General features: G+C 65.2%; 21 protein-coding genes. 11 read left to right on the top strand and 10 right to left on the bottom strand.

Translation table 11 applies throughout. From position 1 onward, the window contains the following. Positions 1-31: 31 nt before the first annotated feature. The 6 genes from ACYOEI_RS14615 (at position 32) to ACYOEI_RS14640 (ending at position 6,991) form a co-directional block, all read left to right on the top strand. Positions 32-1,309, top strand: coding sequence for a serine/threonine protein kinase (locus tag ACYOEI_RS14615; RefSeq protein ID WP_462850247.1), 1,278 nt, complete (start codon positions 32-34; stop codon positions 1,307-1,309). Positions 1,310-1,454: 145 nt separating this feature from the next. Continuing rightward, positions 1,455-2,414 carry a dihydrodipicolinate synthase family protein gene (locus ACYOEI_RS14620; protein WP_462850248.1) on the top strand — a complete coding sequence of 320 codons (960 nt, stop codon included), beginning with the start codon at positions 1,455-1,457 and terminating at the stop codon, positions 2,412-2,414. A 3-nt stretch (positions 2,415-2,417) separates the two neighbouring features. After that, positions 2,418-3,857, top strand: a complete 1,440-nt coding sequence (locus ACYOEI_RS14625) for an oxidoreductase (protein ID WP_462850249.1) — start codon at positions 2,418-2,420, stop codon at positions 3,855-3,857. Continuing rightward, entirely contained in the window at positions 3,854-4,717 is an 864-nt protein-coding gene (locus ACYOEI_RS14630; RefSeq protein ID WP_462850250.1) for an NAD(P)-dependent oxidoreductase, read from the top strand. The genes ACYOEI_RS14625 and ACYOEI_RS14630 overlap by 4 nt, the downstream gene beginning before the upstream one ends. Beyond that, positions 4,714-5,961: an MFS transporter gene (locus ACYOEI_RS14635; protein ID WP_462850251.1), complete on the top strand. Its 1,248-nt coding sequence runs from the start codon at positions 4,714-4,716 to the stop codon at positions 5,959-5,961. Before ACYOEI_RS14630 ends, ACYOEI_RS14635 begins: the two co-directional genes overlap by 4 nt. Positions 5,962-5,974: 13 nt before the next feature. After that, on the top strand, positions 5,975-6,991 hold the full coding sequence (locus tag ACYOEI_RS14640) for a DUF6807 family protein (RefSeq protein WP_462850252.1): 1,017 nt from the start codon (positions 5,975-5,977) through the stop codon (positions 6,989-6,991). A 172-nt stretch (positions 6,992-7,163) separates the two neighbouring features. Here the strand turns inward: ACYOEI_RS14640 and cbiE are convergent, their stop codons facing one another. From cbiE to ACYOEI_RS14685, 9 genes are all read right to left on the bottom strand, one after another. Further along, positions 7,164-8,414: a precorrin-6y C5,15-methyltransferase (decarboxylating) subunit CbiE gene (cbiE, locus tag ACYOEI_RS14645; RefSeq protein ID WP_462850253.1), complete on the bottom strand. Its 1,251-nt coding sequence runs from the start codon at positions 8,412-8,414 to the stop codon at positions 7,164-7,166. Between the two features lie 9 nt (positions 8,415-8,423). After that, positions 8,424-9,569 carry a cobalt-precorrin-5B (C(1))-methyltransferase gene (locus ACYOEI_RS14650; RefSeq protein WP_462850254.1) on the bottom strand — a complete coding sequence of 382 codons (1,146 nt, stop codon included), beginning with the start codon at positions 9,567-9,569 and terminating at the stop codon, positions 8,424-8,426. Next, positions 9,566-11,002: a precorrin-3B C(17)-methyltransferase gene (gene cobJ / locus ACYOEI_RS14655; protein ID WP_462850255.1), complete on the bottom strand. Its 1,437-nt coding sequence runs from the start codon at positions 11,000-11,002 to the stop codon at positions 9,566-9,568. The genes ACYOEI_RS14650 and cobJ overlap by 4 nt, the downstream gene beginning before the upstream one ends. A 4-nt stretch (positions 11,003-11,006) precedes the next feature. After that, on the bottom strand, positions 11,007-11,708 hold the full coding sequence (gene cobI / locus ACYOEI_RS14660) for a precorrin-2 C(20)-methyltransferase (RefSeq protein ID WP_462850256.1): 702 nt from the start codon (positions 11,706-11,708) through the stop codon (positions 11,007-11,009). Positions 11,709-11,792: 84 nt separating this feature from the next. Further along, positions 11,793-12,791 carry a sirohydrochlorin chelatase gene (locus ACYOEI_RS14665; RefSeq protein ID WP_462850257.1) on the bottom strand — a complete coding sequence of 333 codons (999 nt, stop codon included), beginning with the start codon at positions 12,789-12,791 and terminating at the stop codon, positions 11,793-11,795. Between the two features lie 95 nt (positions 12,792-12,886). Beyond that, positions 12,887-13,861 (bottom strand): adenosylcobinamide-phosphate synthase CbiB, encoded by a 975-nt coding sequence (gene cbiB, locus ACYOEI_RS14670; RefSeq protein WP_462850258.1) that lies wholly within the window; start codon positions 13,859-13,861, stop codon positions 12,887-12,889. A gap of 14 nt (positions 13,862-13,875) precedes the next feature. Next, on the bottom strand, positions 13,876-15,444 hold the full coding sequence (locus tag ACYOEI_RS14675; RefSeq protein WP_462850259.1) for a cobyric acid synthase: 1,569 nt from the start codon (positions 15,442-15,444) through the stop codon (positions 13,876-13,878). Beyond that, a complete protein-coding gene (locus tag ACYOEI_RS14680; protein WP_462850260.1) occupies positions 15,441-16,631 on the bottom strand; it encodes a pyridoxal phosphate-dependent aminotransferase in 1,191 nt (396 codons plus the stop codon). Before ACYOEI_RS14680 ends, ACYOEI_RS14675 begins: the two co-directional genes overlap by 4 nt. A 195-nt stretch (positions 16,632-16,826) precedes the next feature. Then, on the bottom strand, positions 16,827-17,810 hold the full coding sequence (locus ACYOEI_RS14685) for a TIGR01777 family oxidoreductase (RefSeq protein ID WP_462850261.1): 984 nt from the start codon (positions 17,808-17,810) through the stop codon (positions 16,827-16,829). Positions 17,811-18,262: 452 nt separating this feature from the next. Here ACYOEI_RS14685 and olsI point away from each other — a divergent pair, with 452 nt between their 5' ends. The 5 genes from olsI (at position 18,263) to ACYOEI_RS14710 (ending at position 24,504) form a co-directional block, all read left to right on the top strand. Further along, a complete protein-coding gene (gene olsI / locus ACYOEI_RS14690) occupies positions 18,263-19,129 on the top strand; it encodes an ornithine lipid biosynthesis O-acyltransferase OlsI (protein WP_462850262.1) in 867 nt (288 codons plus the stop codon). Between the two features lie 222 nt (positions 19,130-19,351). Next, entirely contained in the window at positions 19,352-19,930 is a 579-nt protein-coding gene (gene olsG / locus ACYOEI_RS14695; RefSeq protein ID WP_462850263.1) for an ornithine lipid N-methyltransferase, read from the top strand. A 1-nt stretch (position 19,931) separates the two neighbouring features. Then, a complete protein-coding gene (olsH, locus tag ACYOEI_RS14700; protein ID WP_462850264.1) occupies positions 19,932-21,524 on the top strand; it encodes a lyso-ornithine lipid synthetase OlsH in 1,593 nt (530 codons plus the stop codon). A gap of 284 nt (positions 21,525-21,808) precedes the next feature. After that, entirely contained in the window at positions 21,809-23,902 is a 2,094-nt protein-coding gene (locus tag ACYOEI_RS14705) for an SPFH domain-containing protein (protein ID WP_462850265.1), read from the top strand. Positions 23,903-24,081: 179 nt separating this feature from the next. Then, positions 24,082-24,504, top strand: a complete 423-nt coding sequence (locus ACYOEI_RS14710; RefSeq protein ID WP_462850266.1) for a hypothetical protein — start codon at positions 24,082-24,084, stop codon at positions 24,502-24,504. Positions 24,505-24,567: 63 nt separating this feature from the next. Here ACYOEI_RS14710 and ACYOEI_RS14715 read toward each other — a convergent pair whose 3' ends face one another. Next, positions 24,568-25,137, bottom strand: coding sequence for a hypothetical protein (locus ACYOEI_RS14715; RefSeq protein ID WP_462850267.1), 570 nt, complete (start codon positions 25,135-25,137; stop codon positions 24,568-24,570). Between the last annotated feature and the right edge of the window lie 151 nt (positions 25,138-25,288).

The raw sequence follows: 25,288 nt of genomic DNA on the forward strand, positions 1-25,288 counted from the left end.
CGCGAATGTCGACAACGCAGGGTCAAACGCCATGGCGACGTCCGAGAAATCGAAGCCCTCCGAGGGGATTCCCGTCGACCTCTTGCCGGTCATTCGCGCCTCGGGCGTCCTCACCGATCGTCAGTTCGAAGACCTCAAGTCGAAAGTCCTCAACGGCACGTATCCCAATGATCCGCAGGCACTTGCGGAGCGTTTGGTTCGCGAGAAGGTCCTGACCGAGTATCAGACGAAGCGGTTCCTGAACAACAAATCGAACGGGATGGTGGTGGGGCGTTACGCGATCCTCGATCGGCTCGGGTCGGGGTCGATGGGGCGGGTCTACAAGGCCCACCACCTGATGATGGACCGAGTCGTCGCCCTCAAGATCATCGCGCCGGAGATCTCCACCAACGACCGCGTCGTCGCGCGGTTTCAGCGCGAGATGAAGTTGGTCGGCCGGCTCGACCACCCGAACGTCGTCCGCGCCTATGACGCCGATCAGATCAACAAGATCCTGTACATCGTCATGGAGTTCGTCGCCGGCGAGAGCTTGAGCCAGAAGTTCCGCAAGGGGGCCATCCCGCCGCTCGACATGATCAACTACGCGGCCCAGGCCGCGCTCGGGCTGGCCCATGCCCATGCGCAAGGGATCGTCCATCGGGACATCAAGCCGTCGAACCTTCTCCTGACCGACGACTCGAAACTCAAGGTCCTCGACCTCGGGCTCGGGGTCTTGATGGAGGCCGACGAGCAGACCTCGTTCGCCACGGCCGATGGCATTGCGGTCGGGACGATCGACTACATGTCCCCCGAACAGGCCTGCGGGCGCGACGTCGATGGACGCAGCGACCTGTATAGCCTCGGGTGCTCGATGTACCACATGATGAGCGGCAAGCTGCCGTTCCCGGGGGACAACCCGATCGAGCGGTTGGGGAAACGAATCAACGGACGGCCGATCCCAATCTCCGAGGTCATGCCCGGGTTGCCCCCGAGCCTTGTCCAGATCATCGACAAACTGCTCGCCCACAAACCCCATGAGCGGTTCCAGAACGCGGCCGAAGCCTCGGAGGCGCTGCTCTCGCTCACTCGTCCCAGAGCGAAGAAGCCCTCCCCGGCTCCGGTCCCGCCCCCCAAGCCCGCGAATGAGGCTCCGGCACCTTCGCTCCCGTCGCCCCCCGTGGTCGTGACGAAGCGTCCCGTCTATCCGGGTTGGTTCCGGCCCCTGGCGGGACTCGCCGAGCAGAAGCCGAAGGCGGCCCTCCTGGCAACGATCGGGGCCCTCGGGGCCGCGTTCGCCACCGGTTTCCTTTCGGCCTGGCTCCTGAGGTAAGCTTCGTCTTCGCTCCTCAATTCAGGGTCCGGGGTCGAGTTCGGAGGCCGAGCCTCCACGTCCAGGATCTTGTCGATGGGGTGATCGTCGGCTCGTCATGACCCGTCCGAACAAAGTACCCAGACCATTCGGGAGCGCCCTGGCGATGAATCCGCCCATCGACCCCGCGACGATGATCGTCCCCAGGCGTCGGATTACCGGGATGTCGGCGATCCTCCTCCCGTTTGAATCGGGAGGTGGGATCGACTGGCCGGGCTTCCGGGCCCATGTCCTGAGGACAGCCGAGGCGGGACTGACCCCGGCCGTGAATATGGATACCGGTTACGTCAACCTGCTCGACGACGACACACGAATCCAGGTCCTCGATCAAACCCGGGACGTCCTCGGCGGTCGGCCGTTCGTGGCCGGTGCCTTCGTACGCGACTCGCCTCAGGACCGTTTCGATCGGGATGCCTACCTCGGTCGGATGGCGCCCATCGTGGAACGCGGCGGGATTCCTGTCATCTTCCCTTCGTACGGACTCACGGGCCTGCCCGACGACGAGGTGGTGTCGGCCCATGCGAAGCTGGGCGAGGCCTGCGATCGGTTCATTGCCTTCGAGTTGGGGACGATGTTCGCGCCGTTCGGGCGGATCTACTCGCTCGAAGCGTACCGGGGACTCATGGGCGTCCGCCAGTGTATGGGGGCGAAGCACTCCTCGTTACGCCGGGAGCTGGAATGGCAACGTCTGAAGCTCCGCGACGCGACCCGGCCTGATTTCCACGTCTTCACGGGCAACGACCTCGCCATCGACATGGTGATCTACGGTAGCGATTACTTGCTCGGGCTCAGCACGTTCGCCCCGGACCTCTTCGCGAAACGTGACGCCTACTGGGAGGCGGGTGACCCGGCCTTCCACGAGCTCAACGACGTGCTCCAATATCTAGGATTTCTCGCGTTCCGCGCGCCCGTCCCTGCCTACAAGCATAGCGCCGCGATGTTCCTCCGCCTTCGAGGCTGGATCAGCACCGACCGAACTCATCCCCAAAGCCCTGGCCGCCCGTCGAGCGACCTCGCGATCCTGCGCGACATCGGCCGGCAGCTCGCACTGCCGCTCGAGGACTAACCGATGGCATTCCCGCGCGTCGCGACGCTAAAGACCCCTAATGACTTTCTGGAACACGTCCAGAGCCTGGGCATATCGCTCCCGTTCGACGAGACGATCGAGACGGGTAAGCGTTCCCCCCTCGCCCGCCCCTGCCTGCATCGTCGAGGTGTCATCGGAAACCGCTTCTGTATTCTCCCGATGGAAGGCTGGGACGGCACCGACGATGGCCATCCTTCGGAGCTGACCCGGCGGCGTTGGCGCAACTTCGGCGACAGCGGCGCCAAGTTGATCTGGGGTGGAGAGGCCGTCGCCGTCCGACATGACGGCCGCGCCAATCCGCAGCAGCTCGTCTTGAACCACGACACGCAAGCGGACATCGCCGGCTTGAGAGATCTTCTCCTGCAAGCGCATCAGGAACGCCACGGAAATACCGACGACCTCCTGATCGGGCTCCAACTAACCCACTCCGGGCGGTTTTCTCGCCCGTTTGATAAAAAGCTGGCACCTCGAACCCTCTACCGCCATCCATTTCTCGACGCGAAGTTTGGGATCGTCGACGACTCCCCGCTCTTCTCGGACGACGAGATCTCTCGGCTCATCGACGACTTCGTCAAGGCCGCGAAGCTCACCCTGGATGCCGGCTACGCGTTCGTCGACGTCAAGCACTGCCACGGTTATCTCGGCCATGAATTCCTCTCGGCCGTCGATCGTCCGGGCCGATTCGGCGGAAGTCTCGAGAATCGGACCCGGTTCCTCAGGGAGATCGTCTCGGGCATACGTGCCGAGGCGCCTGGGCTGGAGATCGGGGTGCGCGTGAGCCTCTTCGACTTCCTGCCGTATAAGCCGGGGATGGACGGCGTCGGCGTTCCTTCGTCATCTCCGGGCTCCTATCGCTATGCCTTCGGGGGTGACGGAACCGGGCTCGACTACGATTTGACCGAACCCGTCGCCTTCCTGGATATCCTCGAGAAACTGGGGATCGAGCTGATCTGCTCGACCGCCGGGAGCCCCTACTACAACCCGCACATCCAACGACCCGCCCTCTTCCCGCCGTCAGACGGGTATCAACCTCCCGAGGATCCGCTTGTCGGAGTTGCCCGGCAGATCGAGGCGACGGCCCGGCTCAAGGCCCTCAGACCGGATTCGATCGTGGTCGGGTCGGGTTACTCCTACCTCCAGGAGTGGCTGCCGAACGTGGGCCAGCGTGTCGTCCGAGACGAAGGGGCCGACTTCATCGGCCTCGGGAGGATGGTCCTCTCCTACCCCGACCTGCCCGCGGACGTCCTGGCGGGCCAACCGCTCAGCCGCAAGAAGATTTGCCGGACCTTCAGCGACTGCACGACCGCGCCCAGGAACGGGATGGTCTCCGGCTGCTACCCCCTGGACCCGTTCTATAAGGATCGGCCCGAACGCGCCGCGTTGGCCGCCCTCAAACGCGGATCCGACGAGGCGGCTTCGTGAGCGACTCCAGGACCGTCGGCATGGCCGGCCTCGGCCTCATGGGGACGGCCATGACCGAGCGCCTGCTCGAACACGGCTATCGGGTCAGAGTCTGGAACCGTTCGCCGGACAAGGCCGGACCGCTGCTCGAGCTCGGGGCGACCTGGAGCGACAACCCGATCGCGGATTGCGATCGAGTAATCATCAGCCTCTACTCGAGCGACGTCGTCGAGGCCGTCATCGATCAGTTGCAGGAGGGTCTTCGGGCGGGGCAAGTCCTCATCGACACCACGACTGGCGAGCCTGATCAGAGTCTCGCGATGGCGAATCGCCTGGCCGCGCTCGGGGTCGCCTACCTCGATGCGCCAATCTCGGGGTCGAGCGAGCAGACGAGGCGGGGCGAGGCGACGGTCATGGTGGGTGGCGCTCGCGACGCCTTCGACGCGTGTGCCGACCTGTGGCCGATCCTGGGACGGAGCGTCTTCTACGTCGGGGGATCGGGGAGCGCGGCGAAGATGAAGTTGGTGACCAACCTCGTCCTCGGGGTGAACCGCGCGGTGCTCGCGGAGGGCCTGGCATTCGCGGAGGCGATCGGAGTCGAGCCCTCGGCGGCTCTCGAGGTCTTGAAAGGCTCGATGGCTTACTCGCGTGCGATGGACGTCAAGGGTCGGAAGATGGTCGAGGGGGATTTCGGCGTCCAGGCCAGGCTCTCGCAACATCTGAAGGACCTCCGACTGATCCTCGAGGCCGGGGCCGCCTCGGGACGCGCGTTGCCGTTCGCGGACGCCCATCGACGGCTCCTCGAGGAGGCCGAGGCCGAGGGATGGGGCGACCTCGACAACAGTGCCGTCATCAAGGTCTACCGGAGGCCGAGACCATGACCGAGGCCTCGATGACGCCCCGAACCCGTCTCGTCGTTCTCTTCGTCTCTTTCGCGGGCCTCGCTTTCGATGGGTTTGAGCTCGGGCTGATGCCGGTCGCGTCGTTGTCGATCTCGAAGAGCTTGCTCGGAGGGTCGTTCACCCCGACGCTCGGGGGCGAGTGGTTTGCCCGATTCACCGCGTCCTTGATGCTCGGTGCCGCGGTGGGGGGGATCACCCTGGGGAACCTGGGCGATCGGATCGGTCGCAGTCGAGCGATGGGCGTGAGCATCCTCTTCTACTCGGTCTTCGCGGCGCTCGGGGCCTGGGCGCAGACGCAGGAGCAGATGCTCATCTTGCGATTTCTCGTCGGGTTGGGCGTCGGCGGGATGTGGCCGAACGGGATCACCTTGGTCTCCGAGTGCTGGACGGGCGCGTCGCGACCGCTCGTCTCCGGCGTCATGATGGCAGGCCTGAATGTGGGAATCCTCCTGCTCTCCCAGGTCGCCCGCGTTTGGCCGATCACGCCCGGGTCCTGGCGTTGGCTGTTTCATCTCGCGGGGGCGCCGGCCCTCCTCGGGCTCGGGGTCCTGGCCGTGCTGCCGGAGTCGCCCGTGTGGTTGGCCTCGCGTGGTCAGGCCAAGCGCGCCGCGACTCCGATCCGTGAGCTGTTCGAGGGGGGACTTTTGCGCTATACGCTGGTGAGCATCGTCATCAGCGTCATCCCGATGATGGGCGCATGGGCGGCCAGCAAGTGGATGATCCCCTGGTCGGATAAGGTCGCCGGCGTTTCACTCGCCGGTTACAAGGCCGCGACCCAGGGCTGGTGGGCCCTCGGCGCCACCCTCGGCAGCGTTGCGGGGGCGCAGCTGGCGAGTTGGATCGGACGACGACTGAGCTATTGTTTGATCAGCATCGGCTCGACCGCCCTCACCGCGGCGATGTTCCAGCTCTCGGCGCCGTTGGAGCCGTCGTTCCACCCGATCGTGTTTGCCCAAGGGTTCGTCGCCACGCTGTTCTTCGGGTGGCTCGCCCTCTACCTCCCCGAACTGTTCCCGACGCGCGTCCGTGCCTCGGGCAGCGGCCTGGCCTACAACTCCGGACGCTTCGGCACCGCCGCCGGCGTGCTCCTGTCCGGCGTGCTGTTCGCCGCCCTCGGGGGAGACTACCCTCGCGTGGGGGCCCTGTGCTCGTTGATCTACGGCCTAGGCATCATCGCGATCTGGTGGGCGCCCGAGACTTCGAACGCGCCCCTTCGAGAATGAAGGTTCGCCACCCATGACGACTTCGACCTCCCCGCGCACGAGATCAACGCGTTACTCCGCGATCGGCCTGATCGCCATCGTACTCTCCCCTTGTTCCGAAGTCGGCGCGGCCGACCCGGTTGTCGAGACCGCTCCACCCGTTTTCGGTTTCGAGTCGAAGCCCGACCGTTTGAACATCACGCGCGCGGGGCAACCCGTTGCGGTCTACGTCTTCAAGGATCCGAAGATCCTCCGCCCCTACTTCGCCAATGTCCACACCCCCGATGGTGCGAAGGTGACGAGAAACTCGCCCCCCGTCCCGGGCACGGACGCCACCGATCACGAGACGATGCACCCCGGAGTTTGGCTCGGTTTCGGGGAACTCAGCGGCCACGACTTCTGGCGAAACAAGGGACGCATCGAACATGTTCGCTTCCTCGAACCGCCGAAGAGCGTTCGGGATCGGCTGGAGTTCGCCACGGAGTCGCGTCTGCTCACCGCCGAAGGGTCGCATCTCGGGACCTTGATCAGCCGAATCTCGCTGGCTGGTCGGCCGACCGGATGGCTCCTGGTCTGGGATGCCACGTTCCAGGCGGAAGGCCGGGACCTGGTCTTCGGCGACCAGGAGGAGATGGGCTTCGGAGCACGTGTGGCCACCCCGATCACCGAGAAGAACGGAGGCCGGATCCGCAATAGTCGCGGTCAAACGTCGGCCGAGGCGACCTGGGGTCAACCGGCCGACTGGTGCGACTACTCCGGGATTATCGCCGGTCGTCGGGCGGGGATCATGCTGTTGGCCGCCCCTTCCAATTTCCGCAGTTCGTGGTGGCACAACCGCGACTATGGCGTCTTCGTGGCCAACCCGTTCGGCCGGGCCGCGATGAAGCAAGGGCCCAGGAGTGAGCACGTCGTAGAACCGGGCAAACCCCTGCGGCTACGGTTCGGGGCCTTGTTCCACGACGCGACTCCCAAGGACGAAAAGGAATGCGCAGACATTTATCGCGATTTCGTAAACATGTCATCTGATAAAAGCAGGGATGTAGCGAAGTAGCTTCGGTCGTGCGATTCCAACGACTGCTGCCTGAGCGATTCACGGTGAGTCGTCCTGGTGGGCAGTTCCCACCCTACGGAAGTTCGTATTTCCATATGTAGGGTGGGCACGGCCCACCCGGTCGAGGGTGTGAGAGCCGACGTGGGCGACTATTCCGTGCCGTTCTCCTCATTCAAGATCCCGGTTTCACGGCGCGAACGACCCAAACCGGACGGAGAGGTGTGAAGGTCGTGAGCCCGGCGAGGTCGCGACCGGGGCTGATTTGGACCTGGGTCACTTCCGGTGACCAACCGGCCGACTTGAGGCGGTCCAACGTCCGGGAGAGATTCTCAAGGCCGACGAAATTCGAGACGAAAACCCCGCGAGGCGTCAGGCGTTCGAAGACGACGTCGAGGATGTCGACGAGCTTTCCTCCCGAGCCCCCGAGGAAGATTCCGGCAGGAGGGGGCTCAGAAACCAATGCATCAGGCGCAACACCTTCGACGACCCGTAGGTTCCACGTCTCGAACTTCTTACGGTTTCGGCGTAGGAAGTCGACCTGGACAGGTGATCGCTCGACGGCGACCACCTCGAGCTCGTTGAACTGCCTGGCCAGGCTGACCGCGACTCCACCAAGCCCGGCCCCAAGGTCCCAGATCGGCCCGTCGGGTAGGTCGTGGAATCGATTCAAGACCACCGACCGGACGTCGGCATGGGTGAGGAGGATCGGGCCGGTCGAGGGCTGATCGAACTCCGCGTCGGGAGGGACGATGGCTCGGTTTCGACGGGAAATTTCGACGCTCCCGACCTCTCTCGACGAATGCCTGACGAGGATCAAAACGTTCAGGTCCGCGAATCGGCGGCCGGGAAGCTCGTGGAGCGAGAAGCATCGGACCTGTTCGTCCTCTGAGCCTAGGTTTTCGCAGATCCAGACGTCATATTCGTCGAGTTCGCGCGAGAGGAAGAATTCAGCGACAGCGGCCGGGCTCGTGCCGTCCTGGGTGAGCAGGCCGATCTTGGGCAGGCCGAGCAGCGGGAGCAAGGTCGACTCAAGTGGTCGACCGTGGACGGTCGCGAGGACTGCATCCGACCAGGGTAGGACGGCCCGCGCGAAGGCCAATTGCAAACTCGAGAGGTGCGGAAGGACCACGAGCGACTCGGGCCCGAGGCGGTGTCGAAGGTACGACCCGACGCCGAAACAGAGTGGGTCGCCGGAGGCCAGGACGACGCAACGCTCGTCGACGGCGCGGGACTCGAGTCGCGCGGCCAGGGCGGCGAGGTTATTGGTGATCGTGAACGTCTCGAGTCCCTCGGTCGTCATCATGGCGAGATGACGTCGGCCGCCGGCGAGGAACGTCGCCGATTCGAGGATCCGTCGCGTCTTGGCATCTACCCCTTCGAGGCCCTCCGCGCCGATCCCGACGAGGTGAACGGGCAAGGGCATGGGATCACCTCAAGTTCCGGGGGTCAGGACTCGGGCGAGGACCTTGCCGTCGAAGTCGAACAGGATTGCCTCAATCTCGAGCCGATGTCCGACATGGGCGTTGCAGCAGGCCGCGGCACGTTCGACGATGTGGCGGTAATACTCGAGGAACGGCGCCGCGTCGATGAGCTCTTCCACGTGCCTTGCGGTGTTGGCCGAGGCGATTGCTGCGATGAGCTCTTCCGAGGCCCCGGCCCCTCGCGCGAGCTCGGACATGAAGCCGACGTCCACGCCCCCCCCGGCCACGTGCGTCTGCATCTGCCCGGTGGCCAGCTTGGCCATCTTCCCGATCATCCCGCAGATCGTCACCTTCGGGACGCTTCGGTCGACAGCGCGTTTCAGGCTATCGCCGGTGAAGATCCCCATCTGGACGAACGCCATCTCGGGCAAATCCGGGTAGAGTTCCTCGGCGAACCGCTCACTGCGACCGCCCGTCGTCAGGACGATGTGGGTGAGGCTATTCGCGGCCGCCACGTCGATCGACTGGACCACGGAGGCACGCCAACTCGCCGTACTCATCGGTCGGACCACGCCGGTCGTGCCGAGGATCGACAGCCCGCCGATGATCCCGAGCCGGGCGTTCAGCGTCTTCTTGGCGAGGGCTTCCCCCCCCGGGATCGAAATGGTGACCTCGACCCCGGGGTCGGGCCGCTCCGTCCCGAGGACGAGAGCCACTCCTTCGGCGATCATCCTGCGAGGAACCGGGTTGATCGCCGGCGAGCCGGGAGGGACCTCCAAGCCGGGCTGGGTAATCGTCCCGACCCCTTCGCCCCCACGGATGTGCACGCCCGGTTCGTCGACCCTGAGGATCGTCGCGAGCACCTCGGCTCCATGAGTCACGTCGGGGTCATCGCCACCGTCCTTGATCACTCCCGCGGTTGCGACGCACCCGTCCCGACGGAGTCGATTGATCGGGATCATGAGGTCGAAGCCGAGCGGGGAATGGACGGGGACAACCTCCGGGCGCTCGTCGAGGACGAGCAACCGGCAGGCTGCTTGCGTCGCCGCGGCGGCCGAGGCCCCGGTGGTGAATCCCTCGCGAGTCCCTTGCGGGTCCCGGGGGGCGACCGTGAGGCCGCGCTCGATGTCGACCGATTCCCGGGCAGACCGCATCATCCGCGAGCCTTGTCAGGGGCTCCCGCCAGCTCAAGCAAGGCGTTCACCACCGCAGCCGCCACGGCCGTCCCCCCCTTGCGACCGAGGCTGGTGACCGACGCGACGTCGCCGGCCTCGACCAACCTCCGCTTGGCCTCGACGACGCCGACGAATCCCACCGGGATTCCAATCACACACGCGGGCCGCCATCCGCCACCTCGAATCAGCCGGAGGGTCTCGTCGAGCGCGGTCGGCGCGTTGCCGATCACCGCCACCGCGTGATCTCCCACACGTGAGGCGGCTAGCCTCATTCCCGCGGCCGAGCGGGTGAGACCTTCTGCGGCAGCCAGGGTGCGAACCTCCGGGGAATTCAGCCCGCAGACGATGTCGACTCCCAGCGGGGAGGCCAGATCGCCTCGGACCCCGGCGCGGAGCATCTCCACGTCCGTGACGACAGTCGCCCCGCTCCTAAGGGCCGAGACGGCCGCTTCGATCGCCCGCGTTCCGAATCGGAAGGTCTCGAGATAGTCGAAGTCGGCCGAGGCATGGATGACTCGACGGACGATCGCCCGTTCTGCAAGGTCGACCGGCTCTGGCCCCATCTCGCGATCAATGATCGCGAGTGACTCCTCCATGATCCGGTCACCAGCCTCGTTCTTCGGGAGCTGGTCGACGTTGCAAGACTCGTGAGTCGTCTTCGCGGCATAGATCCTCGGCGTGACCATCTTCCCGTCGGCGACGAAGGTTCGAGAACTGCCGATCACGACGGTTGTGAACATGGTCACGTGAGCCCGGCCGACGGCGAGGTCGCCGAGGGTTACGAGCTCGACGCGTTCGCCGGGACGATACGCATTCTCGACGAGGCCGACGGGGGTTTCGGGCGAACGGAACCGGAGGAGTTGCCCCGCCACCGTGAGGAGTTGGTGCGTCCGAGTCCGGCTCGCCGGGTTGTAGAGGACCAGGACGAAGTCGGCCCTCGCGGCCGCGTCGACGCGCCGGACGATCACGTCCCAGGGGGTCAACAGGTCGCTGAGGCTGACGCAGGCCCAGTCGTGCGCGAGCGGGGCTCCGAGCCGGGCGGCGGCCGAGCAGGCGGCCGTGATCCCGGGCACGACGACGATCTCGGCCGAGGTCCCCTTCTCGGCCGCGACTTCCCAGGCGACTCCGCCCATCCCGTAGATGCCGGCATCTCCGCTGGAGACGAGCGCGACCGTCGCGCCTCCTTCGGCCAGTTCGAGCGCCGTGCGGGCCCGCTCCACCTCCTGACCGAGCTCCCGCCCGACGACGGTCTTGCCTTCGAGCCGGGGGGCGATCATGTCGAGATAGCCACGGTAGCCGACGACATACTCGGCGGAGTCGAGGGCAGCGGACGCGTCGGGCGTGAGGAGGCCCGAGGATCCCGGGCCGAGCCCGACCACGAAAAGTGTCCCGCCAGTGCGAGGGTGTTCGTTCATCGACTCAGCGTACCAGGACCAGGGAGAAGTAGGACAGATCGACTGCGAGCGCCTCGGTGACGTCCGTGAAGATCCGCTCGTTGGGCCGGCCCACACGCTCGACCACCGCGGCACGGTCCAGCATGCCACGGCGGCGGAGCTCATCCACCAAACGCGGGAGCACGTCCGCCGCCTTCAACCAACAGACCGTGCCGCCCCGATCGAGGATCTCGCCAACCTCATCGGCGTGATACGTCGCCGGGCAGATCGTCACAAGCTCATCTTTTTGCGCCAACGGCCATCCCAGCCGCGCCGCCGCGGCGCTCAAGGCATTCACGCCCGGGATGATTTCGAGAGGGATTTCGGGGGCCGTCGACCGGATTCGCTCAGTCACGTACGATCCCGAGCCGTAGAGCATGGGATCCCCTTCGGTCAAATACCCCGACGCGACCCCCGCTCGAGACGCGGTGATCAGGGCCTCGGCCACGCGATCGTAACCGACCGACCCGTCGTCGGGCCCGCGACGCATGGCCAGGCCCATCCCCTGGACGACCTGCTCGGGACGCAGCAAGGGCGAGACCACCTCATAGGCAAACCCCGCGTGATCACCCCGCCCGGCGTGGAGGATCGTCGTGCAGCGTTCCAGGGCACGCACGGCCCTTAGGGTCAACAGCTCCGGATCTCCGGGCCCGACCCCGATGATCGAAACCTTGGCAGGGGTGCTCATCTGCCTCCCATTGTCGGGAAACTCAACCTCAGGATTCCTCGATCCGCTCGACGGTGTCATCGATCTCGATCTCTGTTTCCAGAATCATTGAGCGAGCCGAAGCCGCTCGAGGAGCCTCTCGTCCCAAGGATGGTCGGCGAGAACCTCTCGTTGAGGAACCACGAGTCGTCGGCCCGACCTCCGAGGCCGAGTGTTGTGGTCATGATCGTGTTCGGGATCCCCGGAGGCCCTGACGTGATGGTGGTGTCCGGCCTGGGGGGCACCGAGGTCGGCCTCGCGGCCATGTAACCGGACGCGGTACTTGCAGAGGTCGCAGTTCATGTGAGGCGTGCCGTGGATCGCCTCGTGGGCCCGGTCTTCGAAGGCGTCGATCAGGTAGGAGTGCGAGCGGAAATGCCCGGTCGTGACGATCTCGACGTCTGGGTCGGCGTCGACGTGACTCGCAACCGCCTCGTGGATCCGCTTGACCAGTACCCCGTCGAAGAGGAAATAAGGCTGGACGACGATCCGATCGAATCCCAAACGCCGGCAAACGGTCAAGGCCTCGTCGACATTCGGCGAGGCAATGCCCGAGTAGGCGACGCTGGCCCATCCGACGCCGTAGGACTCCCAGAGGAAGCGCGAAACCCTGGCGATATTGGCGTTCGCGTCGGGGTCGGTCGTCCCTCGGCCGACGAGTAGGAGCAGCGACCGTTCGGGCGAGACGGGGTTTCGCCCATCGATCGCCTCGAGATAGCGGACCCGGCAGAGGTCGAGCAGCGCCGGATGAAGGTCGAGGGCTTTTGCCATGTGGATCGACACGCCGGGATGGCGTGAGCGGGCCTCGTTGAGCTCGCTCGGGACGTCGTTCTTGACGTGTCCGGCCGCCATGAGCATCGCGGGGACGACGACGACTCGCCTGGCACCTCGATCGGCCAACTGGTCGAACGCCTCGCCGATCGTCGGACGCTCGAACTCGAGGAACCCCGAGGCCTGGAGCCGGTCGGGGCGTCTTCGCTGCCAGGCATCGGCGAACGCCCAGAACTCGTCGACTCCGGCCGAGTCTCGGCTCCCGTGGGCGGCGATGAGTAAGGCGTCCGACATTGTTGCACCTTCCGTCCGGCCGTCGGCCGGCCCGGATTCCTGACCTGGGGCCACCGACTCCACGCAGGATTCTAACCGAGGCCTGAGCCCGAGCGTCAAGCGAGGCCGAGGAGGAACGAGCGGACGAACCAGGCCAGCACCACCGCGAGACCTGCGGCCACTCCCATGACCCGCACGGCGCGACGGACCGTCAGGCGGTCGATCGAGCCGCCTCGATCACCGAGGAAGGGTTTGGTGCTGGGAACTCCGCGATACCGCGAAGTCCCTCCGAGTTGCACCCCGAGGGCACCGGCCATCGCGGCCTCGCCCCACGCGGCATTCGGGCTCGGGTGCTTGCGGCCGTCTCGCCACCCGATCGCGATCGCCGACCGGGCACGCCCGCCGACGAAGGCCGCCGCCATCGCGATCAGGAGCCAGGTGAGTCGGGCCGGGACGAGGTTCGCGAGGTCGTCGAGTCGGGCGGAGGCCCATCCCAGACGGAGATAACGAGGGTGCCGGTAGCCGAGCATGCTGTCGAGGGTGCTGGACGCCTTGAAGGCCCAGAGCGCCGCCGGCCCTCCGAGCACGAACCAGAAGAGGGGTGCGACGATCGCGTCATTGGCATTCTCGGCGATCGTCTCGACGCAGGCCCGGCAGATTTCCGGCTCATCGAGCGACTCGGTATCGCGGCCGACGACCCAGGAGAGCTCGCGACGCGCGGTCTCGAGGTCGGGAGCCTCCGAGGCCTTCAGGGTCTCCTCCGCAAGACTTCGCGTGGCCAATCCCCAAGAGATCAGGAGCGACCTGCCGGCCAACGAGGCGAATGGGCCGAGCCGGTCACAGAGGTTGAGGATCGCGGAAGCGACGAACCAGGTCACGGCGATGACCCCGATGGCGATGGCGATCCCTGCGGATCGTTCGAGGACCGGCCTTCCGTCGAACCGACCGAGGAGCGCCCTGGTCCCTCGCTCGCCGGTCGAGATCAGCCACCCGATGGCCCGGACCGGGTGGGGCCATCCCCTGGGATCGCCGAGGATGGCGTCGAGTCCGGCTCCCAGGGGCAACGACCAGAGCGCGATGGGCCATGTCATTGGCGTAACGTCCATCAGGAGTCCGAGCCTTGGCGGCCTGCCTTGGGACGACCGCCAAGGGCCTTCCAGATCGGCTCCAGGTCGAGATGCTCGCGGAGGACGCTTGCAAGGGCGGCGTAGCGACCGGCCAGGAAATCTCGATGGGCCAGCCAGTCGTGCTGGTCGAGCGGCGAGAGGCCCCTTCTTGCCCGCAAACGGTCGACCAGCCCGGCCGTGAACGGGAGGCTGTCGAAGAGGCCGTGGAGATAGGTCCCGAAGACCCGACCGTCGGGCGAGATGGCCCCGTCCAGGATCACTCCACCGTCACGTTGGCGGGTGAGCTCGCACCAAGGCCGAACCCGTTCCCCCCGTCGCGTCTCTCCCATGTGGATCTCGTACCCGTAGAGCGGCGCACTCGAATCGAGGACCCGGCCGGTGACGCGTTGTCGGGCTTTGGTGGGGGCGAACGTCGTCGACACGTCGAGCAGGCCGAGCCCCTCCACGTGGCCTCGATTCGACTCGACACCGAGCGGGTCGTCGATCGAACGGCCTAGCATCTGGAAGCCGCCGCAGACACCAAGGATGACGGGCCCTTCCGGGTTCTTCGCCAGTTGAAGGATCCGATCGGCGAGTCCGGCTTCGCTCAACCAATCGAGGTCGCGTACCGTCGTCTTGGTCCCGGGCACGATGATGAGGTCGGGACGACCGAGGTCGGACCCCCGTTCGACGTAACGGACCCGGACCCCGGGGACTCGCGACAAGGGCCAAACGTCGGTGAAGTTGCTCAGGCCGGGCAGCCGGGCGACGGCCACGTCGAGGTCCGAGGGGTCGGCCACGAGACGGGCATCGCTGGCCGTCTCGTCGATACCGAGGGAGTCCTCCTGATCAACCTGGAGCTCGGGACGATATGGGAGGACACCGAGGACGGGGACCCCGGTCCGATTCCGGAGGTACTCGAGCCCGGAGTCAAGCAGGCTCACATCACCTCGGAATTTGTTGATGATAAATCCGGTCACCCGCGCCCGGTCCTCGGGTTCGAGTAGCTCCCAGGTGCCGACGATCTGGGCGAACACCCCTCCGCGTTCGATGTCGGCGACGAGGACGATCGCGGCGTCGGCGTGCCTCGCCATGCGGACGTTGGTGAGGTCGTGCTCGATCAGGTTGATCTCGACCGGGCTCCCCGCCCCTTCCAGCACGACATAATCGACGGTCGAGGCGAGCCGCTCGTAGGCCGCGACGACTCGGGGCCAGAGCCGATCCTTGGCGGCGTAGTACTCCCGCGCCGACAACACATCAATAGGTTCTCCATCGACCACGACCTGCGAGACACCTCCCATCGGCTTCAGGAGGATCGGGTTCATGTCGACGGTCGGCTCGATCCCGGCGGCCTCGGCCTGGGCGACCTGGGCCCTGCCGATTTCGCCCCCCTCTCGGGTGACGAAGCTGTTGAGCGCCATGTTCTGGGCCTTGAAGGGGGCGACGCGAAGTCCTTCCTCGGCCAAGAGCCGGCAGAATGCCGCGGTGATGAGGCTCTTGCCGACGTGACTGGCGGTCCCGAGGACCATCAGGGCACGGGCCCGAGGGACGGGGGAAGACGGGGTCACCGCGGCGGCTCCGAACCGAGGACGTCGGCGAACGCCGAGATCAATGCGTCGTTCTCTTCGGGCGTGCGCACGCCGATCCGGAGATGCCCTTGAGTTGCGACGAGTTGGTCTGGCCCCGTGATGAGTGCGCCCACTTCAAGGCCCGTGTAGTCGGAACATTCGCGGACGAGGAATCCGCGACGGGCAAGGGCCTCGTGGACCTGGGTCGAGGTCCATGGCGTTTCCGTGAGGCTGGCGAGGAGGAAACTCGGGAGCTTCGGAGCACCCGTCAGGCGAGTCCGCTCGGGCCAGGTCGGTCGAAGTCCGGGGATTTCCCAGAGCCGCTCCTCCAGCCTCGTCGACTCGTCGGCGATCAGGCGGACGGTCCGCTCGCGGTAAGCATTGTCGTCGAGAGCGGCCAGTGTTGCGGCCTCGGCCGGCTGCGATACCGTCCAGGGATCTTGATACTGCCGAAGCCGGATGACCATGTCGGCCGAGGCGATGGCGTATCCGATCGGAAGTCCTGGGAGCGCGAAGAACACGCTCGGGGCGCGGAGGACGAGAACGTTTTCCCTCGACGCGACTTCCTTGACGAGAGACCGCTCTGGTTCGTCGACCATGAAGGGAAGCGCCGACTCGTCGACGACCGTCAGGAGCCCGAGCGACTCGTCGACGAGTCGCAAGAGTTTCTCGCGATCCCAGACACGACCGGTCGGGTCGTTCGGATTCCCCGTCCAGAAGATGCCCGCGGCCGAGGTGGGGAAGACCTCTTGCTCCCAGCCGAGCACGTGCCCTCCCCACGACTCGATTCGGAGCTCGTTCAAAGCCGACGCCCGGCGGTACGACCGATCCGTCGGCTCGACGAGGTGAGAAACGGCCATCGCCGGATCCCCGCGCTGATAGGCGTGGAGTGCGAGAACCTCGCGGAGCGATTGTCCGATGAGACCAATCAACTCCGACGTCCCACCTCCCACGATCACACGGTCGACGGGGACGGAGTGGAGCTCGGCAAGCCGCTCGACGAGCCGGGGACATCCCGCTTCAGGAGACTCGGAAACCTCGTCGAGCGCACTCCGGGCCGCCGCCAAAGCCGACTCCGGCGGGCCGATCGGATTTAGAGTTGTCGAAAAGTCGATGAGACGAAGGTCGCCCAGCCCATATCGGCGTCGGACGCTCGCCGGGGACTCGCCGAGCGGGGACAATGTCATCGGTCGAGGCGACCTTTCGCGGTTCGAGAGTCGAAATAGCCGGCTCGTCAATGTCGCCCGGCGCGAGGCATCGAGGAGATGCCCATCCTATCATCGGGCCGGTGCCCGTGCCTACTGGCGAACGGCACCCCGTGTCGACTGTCGCGACCCGTCGTGCTCGCATATCATGAGGCGAAGCGACATCCGCCTTGATATTTATGAGACGGCTCGCTCATCCTCTCCCAGGACATCGCGCAAGGCCCCCGCAAGCTCGGGGAATCGATAGGGGTAACCCAGCGACAAAGCCTTCGCCGGGAGAACCTTTTGGCCCTTGGTGACGACCTCGGCGACCTCGCCGAGGACGATCCTCAAGAGCAGGTCGGGCGGCCCCAGGGGGAGGAAGATCCTCCAGGGCGCGTACCATTTCCAAAGCACCTTCGAGAGCGCTTTCGCGAAGTCGGCGTTGCGGACCGGTTGGGGGGCCGTGCCGTTGATCGGCCCTCGGGCGTTGGGATCGTCGAGGGCCATGAGGAACAGGCCGACGATGTCGTCGATGTGGATCCAACTCAACCATTGCATCCCCAACGCCGGGCGCAAGAGACCGCCTCCGCTGCCGATCGGCACGCCAGGCCCGAGCTTGAAGAACGGGGTCATGACGTCCAATGCCCCTCCCCCCGGCGCGAGGACGACCCCGACTCGGAGGATGGCTCGTCGCACGCCCTCCTCGTCGACCGGCACCGAGGCCTTCTCCCAGTCGAGGCAGACCTTCGCCATGAAGTCCGCGCCCGGGGGGCTGGCTTCGGTCAATTCCTCGTCGCCGTGCGGGCCGTAGTAGCCGATCGCCGAGGCTTGAACCAGGACCTTGGGCATGACCTTCGCCGACGCGATCGCGTCGACGACGTTCGACGTCCCGTCGATCCTGCTGTCGCGGATCGCCTGCTTCGTCCCCGGATCCCAACGCTTGGAAAACACGCCGTGGCCGACGAGGTTCACGACCGCCTCACAGCCTTCGACCGCCTCCATCCAGGGGCCTCGACTCGTCGGGTCGCCCTGAACGAATTCGAATCCTTTCAGGCCTGGATCGAGTCGAGCCTTCTCGGCCTGGCGGGTGAGGATCACCGGTGCATCACCACGCTCGACCAACCTCCGGGACAGGACTCGGCCGATCAGCCCGGTCCCCCCCGTGATGAATACCCGCATCGTCCAGCCCCCTTGGTGGTGAGCGTTCTCCCCGTAATCTTGAAGCGAACGGACGATCTTGTGTCGAGCGAGAGACGCGGGTCAACGGGCTCGAGGCTTGAATTTCCGTGGGATGTCGAGACGGTCCGACGCGACGAGCCGTCCCAGCCCAGAGAGGTTCACGGGAAGAATCCATGAAAGTTCCTGGAACGCGCGGAGAAAGGCGATCGGCTGAACGACCGATGTCTAATGTGAGACAGAGGTTAATGTCTTGGGAGTGGCCCCGTTTCGGGCCTCCACGTTCGGCTTCAATTCGATGCCGTTCGGCGGGAACGTGATTGGCCTCTTTGTGCGGGCATGGTATTGTCGTAAGTGACTTTTGCAGGGGCGGCCGCGACCTGAGGATCGTCCAGAAACCGTGACGGAATGTCGCGTCGCAACGCTGCCTCGTTAACCGGGAGCCTTGGCAACCGATGAACCCGAGCGTTCGCAAGCTGTTCGACATCCCCCGACTCCACGCCTACAAACGCCCCTCGCCCCTCATCCTGGTCAATGGCCTGGCGGAACAATCGGAGAGTTGGTTCGCCAACCGGACCCGCTGGTCGAGACACTTCGACATCAAAGTACCCGAGCTCCTCGTCTACGACGGCGACTCCCTTCATCGCCGGATCGACGAAGGGGGCGAGGTCACCGTCGACTATCTGACGGACCGCCTCGCGACGTTCCTCGACGAGTACGTTCAGCGCCCGCCTTACAACCTCGTCGGGTCGAGCCTCGGCGGCCAGATCATCCTCACCTACGCCACCCGCTACCCCGAAAAGGTCTCGCGGCTCGCCCTGCTCTGCCCCTCGGGCATCTACGGCGACGAGAACCTCCCCATGATGGAAGGGGTCCGTCGCAGCCAGTACGACACCTTGGTGAAGTCGGTCTTCCACCGCTCGCATTTCGCCAGCGACGACCTGGTCGCGGTCATCGAGCGGAAGTTCCAGGATCGCAAGTGGAAGAAGGGCGTCCTGAGGACTCTCCGAGGCACGGTCGGCCATTCGGTCTCCCCCCTGCTCTCGCAGATCAAGAAGCCGACGCTGATCATTTGGGGTGACAACGACCGGGTGATCTCCGACGTCGCGGGCTCCATCCGCGCGGCGGAGCAAATCCAAGGCGTTCGCCAGGTCGTCATCCCGAAGTGCGGGCATGCCCCGCAAATCGAGAAGGCGAGGATCGTCAATCAACTGGTCCTCCAGTTCCTCCGCGACCGCCTCAAGTCGGTCCCACCGACGCTGGATCCCCAACGCTTCCTCAACAAGCAGAACGGGCGGCTTCGCCCGGTCACCGCCCACTGAGAGCCAACCTCCGCGACGAGGGCCGCGATCCTGACGGCCCTCGTCGCGAACTCGTCCGTCGAGCCTGAATGAACCAGGCGGACGAGAAGCCTTGGACCCGTTCCACGATCGCCGTCCCCGACGGTTCCCAGGGTCGTTGCCCGGGACCAAAGTCGGACCGATCGTGTCCCCGATGCCAACGAGCCCGATCGCGCTTCGATCCCTCTCCCCGACCGAGCACCGATGCGAGACTTCTTCCTGTTCCTTGGCAAGTTCTTCAAGCACGGGACCGCGATCGCGAGCCTCGCCCCGAGCAGCCCCTGGCTCTCCCGGACGACCGTCCGGAACGTCCCCTGGGCGACCACGCGGATCCTCGTGGAACTGGGCGCGGGCACGGGCCCGATCACCAAGGTGATCGCGGAGAAAGCCCACCCGGACTGCAAGGTGATCGTGCTCGAGCGTGACGCCGACTTCGCCCGCCTGCTCCGCGAGCGTTTCCAAGGCCGACCGAATTTCGAGGTCATCGAAGGGGACGTCCGCGATCTCGCCGAGATGCTCTCCGCGCGGGGCATCCCCCAGGTGGATTACATCATCTCCGGGCTCCCCGTCCCGTCTTTCCCCAAAGACCTTCAGCTCGACCTCTTCCGCGTGGTCAAGAAGGTCCTCGCGCCTTCGGGGACCTATAACCAGATCACCGAGCTTCCCTGGGTCTACCTCCGTTTCTACCGAAAGCATTTCGACCACGTGGACTTCGTCTTCGAGCCGCGGAACCTCCCCCCCGCCGGGGCTTATTTCTGCCGAGGCGTGAAGGACCTTCCCTGACATGGACCGGCCTTCACCGCTCGTCTCACTCGCGGGGACCTCGGCCGTTCGCTCGATCGTCAACGCCGGCTTCCGCCAATTCTCGAACCGTCGGGTCGCCGCGATGGCGGGCATGCACCCGGTATCCGTCCAGGAACGGATGATGAGGGCCCTCGTCTATAAGGCCCGTAACACGCGATTCGGCGTCGATCACGGCTTCTCCGCGATCCGCACGGTCGACGACTATCGCAGGGCCGTACCGCTGCGATCGTATGAAGACCTCTGGAAATCCTATCTTAAGGACAGGTACCCGGTCTTCGACGACCTGACCTGGCCGGGCCGGATCCCCTACTTCGCCCTCACGAGCGGGACGACGCAGGGGGCGACGAAGTACATCCCGGTCTCTCGAGAGATGCTCGCGTCGAACCGGAAGGGGGCGCTCTCGATGGTGGCCCACCACATGGCCACCCGCGGCGACTCCCGACTGTTCCACGGGCGCGTCTTCTTCCTCGGCGGGTCGAGCGACCTCGAACGCCCCGCGACGGGCGTCGCGCAAGGCGACCTGAGCGGCATCGCCTCGAAAGAGATCACGGAACTCCTCCGGCCCTACACCTTCCCGCCGCTCGAGCTCGCCCTCGAGCCGGACTGGGATCGCAAGCTCGCCCTCCTCGCCGAGCATAGCCTCCATGAGCCGATCACCCTGGTCGGCGGAGTCCCGAGCTGGCTCCTCGCGCTCTTCGGGAGACTCCTGGACCTGTCGGGGAAGTCGACGCTCGCCGAGGTCTGGCCGCAACTCGAGGTCGTCGTTCATGGGGGCGTCAAGTTCGACCCATATCGCGAGGCCTTCGAGGAAGTCCTCGGGAGCCCGAAGATCCGCCTCCAGGAGTCATATCCTTGCTCCGAAGGGTTCATCGCCTTCGGTGACCCGGCCACCGGCCTCCTCCGACTCCTCGTCGACCACGGGATCTTCTACGAGTTCGTCCCGCTCGACGAGCTCGAGTCCGAACGTCCCACACGACACTGGTTGGGTGATGTCGAATTGGGGGTCAACTACGCCATCGTCGTATCCACATGCGCAGGAATGTGGTCCCATATCGTTGGGGATACGGTCCGGTTCGAATCGCTCGACCCTCCTCTTTTGAGTTTCACAGGCCGGACAAAGTACACGCTCTCAGCCTTCGGCGAGCACCTGATCAACGAGGAGGTGGAGGCGGCCGTCGCCTCGGCGTCGGCGAATACCGGGGCCTCGGTCCGCGACTGGCATGTCGGGCCCGTATTCCAGGGGCCTTTGGGCTATCACCTCTATGTCGTCGAGTTTCTGAAGCCTCCCGACGACCTCGCCAGGTTCCGCGAGTTGCTCGACGCCGACCTCTCGGCACGCAATGCCGACTATCTTGCCCACCGCGCCGAGGGTGTCGGCCTCCCCCTGCCGGCTTTCATCGCCGCACGCCCCGGCGGATTCGACGACTGGATGCGCTCGCGAGGCAAGCTCGGCGGCCAGCACAAAGTCCCCCGAATGGACAACGCCGGCACCCTCACGAATCACCTCGCGAGCTTCCTTCGCGAAAGCGGCCAGATCGATCGAGAGCTCCCCGCGGGTCCGCTAACCGTTTAGTTTTCGCGGGTATCCAAGCTCTGCAATGGTGAGAGACGAAGCATGCTGGCTTAATCCCCAAGGGGCCAAAACCAGCAATCCCCGCCTCGCTCATTCCTAACATTTCCATCCCGCGGGCGAACGCATCATTGGTGTCGATCTCCTGATCATGGGCGTAGGAGTCCCTTCGGGGAGTCGCTTCCATGAATGCGCCGTTGGTTGCGGGTGGGCCATTGTTCGCTGAGTCGGTCACCGATCTCGGGTCGATTGTTTGGTTTGTTGTGCCGTTCCTTGGTTTCTTGGGGATGGTGCTGTTGTTGGGCGTGCGCTACATCCCCAACAATCGTGTCGGTGTGTTGGAGAAACTGTGGTCGGGCCGAGGTTCCGTCAGTTCGGGCCAGATCCTCGCCCTGCACGGTGAGGCGGGAATCCAGACGAACGTGCTTCGTGGTGGGCTGCATTTCGGCTACTGGTTCTTCCAGTATCGCGTCCACCTCGTCCCTTTGGTGACCGTGCCTCAGGGCAAGATCGGGTATGTCTATGCCCGGGACGGCGAGCCTTTGATGCCGAGCCAGACAATCGGCCGGGTCGTTCTCTCCTCGGACAATTTTCAGGACGCCCGAGCGTTCCTCGAGGGCGATCGAAACGAGGACGGCGAGCCGCTCGTCGGCCAGCGAGGTCGACAACGCCAGATCCTCCGCGAGGGGGTCTACGCCATCAACCTCGGCCTCTTCGTGGTGATCACGGAGGATTTCGTCTACCGGCTCAGCCAGCAAGGCAAGGCCGAGCTCCAGACGCTGGTGAGCTGGCAGAAAGAACTGGCCCAAATCCAGGGCTTCAACCCGGTGGTCGTGGGGGGACAGGTCGCGTTCCACGACGCGCTCGATCGCGACCGAACGTCGACCGTCGACGGCATCGGGATCGTCACGGTGCAGGACGGGCCGACGCTCAGGCCCGGCGAGATCATCGCACCGGGCGTCGGCGTCGAACGATCCGACAAGCACTTTCACAACAATTATCAAGATCCCGAGGCTTTCCTCCGCGCGGGGGGATACCGAGGACGACAGTACGTTCCGCTGACGGACGGCACCTACTTCATCAACCGTTGGTTCGCCGACGTCGAGATGATCCCGAAAACCGTCGTGCCGATCGGCTATGTCGGCGTGATCGTGAGTTACTACGGAAGGTCTGGGCAGGACGTCTCGGGCACCACGTTTCGGCACGGGGAACGGGTGGTCGAAGGGGAACGCGGCGTGCTCGAGAAACCGCTCGGGCCGGGGAAGTATCCGTTCAACACCTACGCCGGCAACATCGTGCTGGTGCCGACCACCAACTTCGTCCTCCACTGGGTCACCGGGAAGTCGGAGACCCACCGCTACGACGAGAGCCTCCGGTCGATCGAGCTCGTCACGAAAGATGCTTATGAGCCGACCTTGCCGCTGTCGGTCGTCGTCCACATCGACTACCAGAAAGCGCCGAGTGTGATCCAGAGGTTTGGGGATGTCAAAAAGCTGATCACCCAGACCCTCGACCCGATGCTCAGCGCCTACTTCCGGGACGTGGCCCATCGCCGGACCATGCTCGAGCTCCTCCACGAGCGCGACTCCATCCAGCGCGAGTCCCGCGAGGAGCTCCGCAGTCGTTTCGGCCAGTTCGACATCGAGTGCGTCGACGTCCTGATCGGCAAGCCCGACACGGCCGAGGCCGGCGGTAAGATCGAGACGCTCCTGGAGCAGCTCCGCCTCCGCCAACTCTCGATCGAGCAGATCGAGACCTTCGGACGCCAACGCGAAGCGGCCGTCGAGCAGCAGACCCTGAACGAGGCCGTGGCCGAAGCCGAGATGCAGGCAAAGTTGACCGCCTCGCTCGTCCAGGTTCGAATCGCCGAGAACGAGGGTGAGGCCGCCCTGGCCAGGGCTCGCAAACAGGCCGAGCAGTTGGTCGTCACCGCGCAGGCCGAGAGTCAGCAACGCGTCCTCGCCGGCCGAGGCGAAGGCTCGAGATTGCTCCAGGTCGGGATGTCGGAGGCCTCGGTCCTCCTCCGCAAGATCGAATCCTATAGCGATCCGAGGTTGTTCGCGCTCGCCATGGTCGCCGAACAATTGGCCCAGAGCCGGCAGCCACTCGTACCCGAGCGCGTCTTCGTGGCCGGTGCATCGGCCTCAGGCGACGGTCAAAATCCCTCGGCGTCCGCAGGGCAAGGGATCGTCGGCCTCCTGCTGAGTCTCCTGGTGGCCGAGAAGTCCGGCTTTGCACCCTCGGAGAACGGCTCGTCGGCGGCCCTCCAAGAATTCAGCGATCGAATGATCCGCGAGGCGATGGCTTCGACACCAACGGTTCCCGAGGTCGAGGCGACCCCCGCCGCCGTCGAGGACGGAGTTCCATCGATCACCGCGTGATGCTCCAAGACTTTCGCCCCGGCACTCGCACTTGTGAGGGTTCCGGGGCGATTCCTCGCGCGAAAACTCCTTGCGTCCGATGCAATCGAAGCTCAAGAATGGATTCCGCCAATCGATCGGGCGTGGCTCTCCTCGTGGGCAGAGGGTCGACTTTATCGACCGGCAAAGGGAGGCGTCGAATGGATCGAGATGAACCTTGGTGGCGGCTTCATGTCGAGAGAACCTCGTACCCGCTCGCGCATCTCCTCGTGTTTGCATCCGCCCTGGGTTTTCGACGTTGGCTCACGGCTCCCTGGCAGTGGACGCTCGGCGGCTATACTTTGACGACCGCAGTCTGTGCTCTCGGGTTATCGCTCCAGCGCGTGCCCGCATCGACGGCGTTCGTCGTCTCGGCACTCCTTGTTGCGGTCGTCGGGACCTTGTTATTGTCGCGTCATGGTCTCCGAATTGTTGACCTCGTCGTGGCGCTCATGATCATCGTGCTCACCGCCGCCATGCTCTTTCCCGCGATGGAGAACACCCGCATGCGCACGATGGGCCGGAGAACCCTTCCTCTGCGCATGCCTGCGCGGTATGCGGAACTCCTCTACGGCCCCCCGTGATTCATCCGAACCGGTGACCCGCTCGATGCCCCGGGATAGGTTCGAGTCGCCGCAAGGTTCCATTCACTGTTCGATCTTGACGGAACCATCCTCCTGGATGGCGAGATCGACCGTGTTTGACCCTCGCGAGACCTGGACCAGGATGCCCGACACGTTGGGATTGGCGAGCTTGCTCGGCGTCGAAAGTTGATACTCCTGGCCGTTGATGGTGATCGTTGCGTTCTCAGGGTTCGTACGTCGGACTCGCGACGCGGCTCGTGCGGCCTTCGCTCGAGCGGCGAAGATCTGTTGGCCGGACTTCGGAGTGTTGGCGGCAGGCTCGGCCTTCTCCCCGCCCGCTCCGGATTTCGGCACCAATCCGCGGATGCCGACCCGGTGGAACCCGACGATGGCGCCATCGCCAGGGTCCTGGGTGGAGAGCGTGTACGTCCCGTCCGAGTTGATCTTCGCCATGGCCGGGACCCCGACGGTCCCCTTGGACTCGTCGGGCGCGAAGAGCACCTGTCCCGACTCGATCGGCTCACCCCGGTACGTCACGGTGCCGGAAACGCGCCCCATGGTGAGGCCGTTGTCGGCGGAGCATCCCCCCAGCACCCCAAGGCTCGCCAGTGCGATCCTGGCAACTCGCTTCATGCGACCCCCTAAGCGTCTCAACGCGATCGTGTCGAATCAATTCGATCAACGACCTGACATCGGGCTCAACACGGCCGAGGATGGAAGGCAGACAAGAATGGGCGAATCGACCCGCAGAGGCTTCCGATTGGCACACATCAACGCGAATAAA

The organism is Singulisphaera rosea (assembly GCF_054877945.1).

Bases quoted from the DNA above. Each gene is read 5' to 3' on its own strand.
- ACYOEI_RS14615 (WP_462850247.1), top strand. From the start codon at position 32: ATGGCGACGTCCGAGAAATCGAAGCCCTCCGAGGGGATTCCCGTCGAC.
- ACYOEI_RS14640 (WP_462850252.1), top strand. From the start codon at position 5,975: ATGACGACTTCGACCTCCCCGCGCACGAGATCAACGCGTTACTCCGCG.
- ACYOEI_RS14665 (WP_462850257.1), bottom strand. From the start codon at position 12,791: ATGTCGGACGCCTTACTCATCGCCGCCCACGGGAGCCGAGACTCGGCC.
- ACYOEI_RS14715 (WP_462850267.1), bottom strand. From the start codon at position 25,137: ATGAAGCGAGTTGCCAGGATCGCACTGGCGAGCCTTGGGGTGCTGGGG.
- ACYOEI_RS14625 (WP_462850249.1), top strand. From the start codon at position 2,418: ATGGCATTCCCGCGCGTCGCGACGCTAAAGACCCCTAATGACTTTCTG.
- cobJ (WP_462850255.1), bottom strand. From the start codon at position 11,002: ATGAACGAACACCCTCGCACTGGCGGGACACTTTTCGTGGTCGGGCTC.
- ACYOEI_RS14710 (WP_462850266.1), top strand. From the start codon at position 24,082: ATGGATCGAGATGAACCTTGGTGGCGGCTTCATGTCGAGAGAACCTCG.
- cobI (WP_462850256.1), bottom strand. From the start codon at position 11,708: ATGAGCACCCCTGCCAAGGTTTCGATCATCGGGGTCGGGCCCGGAGAT.
- ACYOEI_RS14635 (WP_462850251.1), top strand. From the start codon at position 4,714: ATGACCGAGGCCTCGATGACGCCCCGAACCCGTCTCGTCGTTCTCTTC.
- ACYOEI_RS14705 (WP_462850265.1), top strand. From the start codon at position 21,809: ATGGTGCTGTTGTTGGGCGTGCGCTACATCCCCAACAATCGTGTCGGT.
- olsH (WP_462850264.1), top strand. From the start codon at position 19,932: ATGGACCGGCCTTCACCGCTCGTCTCACTCGCGGGGACCTCGGCCGTT.
- cbiB (WP_462850258.1), bottom strand. From the start codon at position 13,861: ATGACATGGCCCATCGCGCTCTGGTCGTTGCCCCTGGGAGCCGGACTC.
- olsI (WP_462850262.1), top strand. From the start codon at position 18,263: ATGAACCCGAGCGTTCGCAAGCTGTTCGACATCCCCCGACTCCACGCC.
- olsG (WP_462850263.1), top strand. From the start codon at position 19,352: ATGCGAGACTTCTTCCTGTTCCTTGGCAAGTTCTTCAAGCACGGGACC.
- ACYOEI_RS14680 (WP_462850260.1), bottom strand. From the start codon at position 16,631: ATGACATTGTCCCCGCTCGGCGAGTCCCCGGCGAGCGTCCGACGCCGA.
- ACYOEI_RS14650 (WP_462850254.1), bottom strand. From the start codon at position 9,569: ATGATGCGGTCTGCCCGGGAATCGGTCGACATCGAGCGCGGCCTCACG.
- ACYOEI_RS14685 (WP_462850261.1), bottom strand. From the start codon at position 17,810: ATGCGGGTATTCATCACGGGGGGGACCGGGCTGATCGGCCGAGTCCTG.
- ACYOEI_RS14620 (WP_462850248.1), top strand. From the start codon at position 1,455: ATGAATCCGCCCATCGACCCCGCGACGATGATCGTCCCCAGGCGTCGG.
- cbiE (WP_462850253.1), bottom strand. From the start codon at position 8,414: ATGCCCTTGCCCGTTCACCTCGTCGGGATCGGCGCGGAGGGCCTCGAA.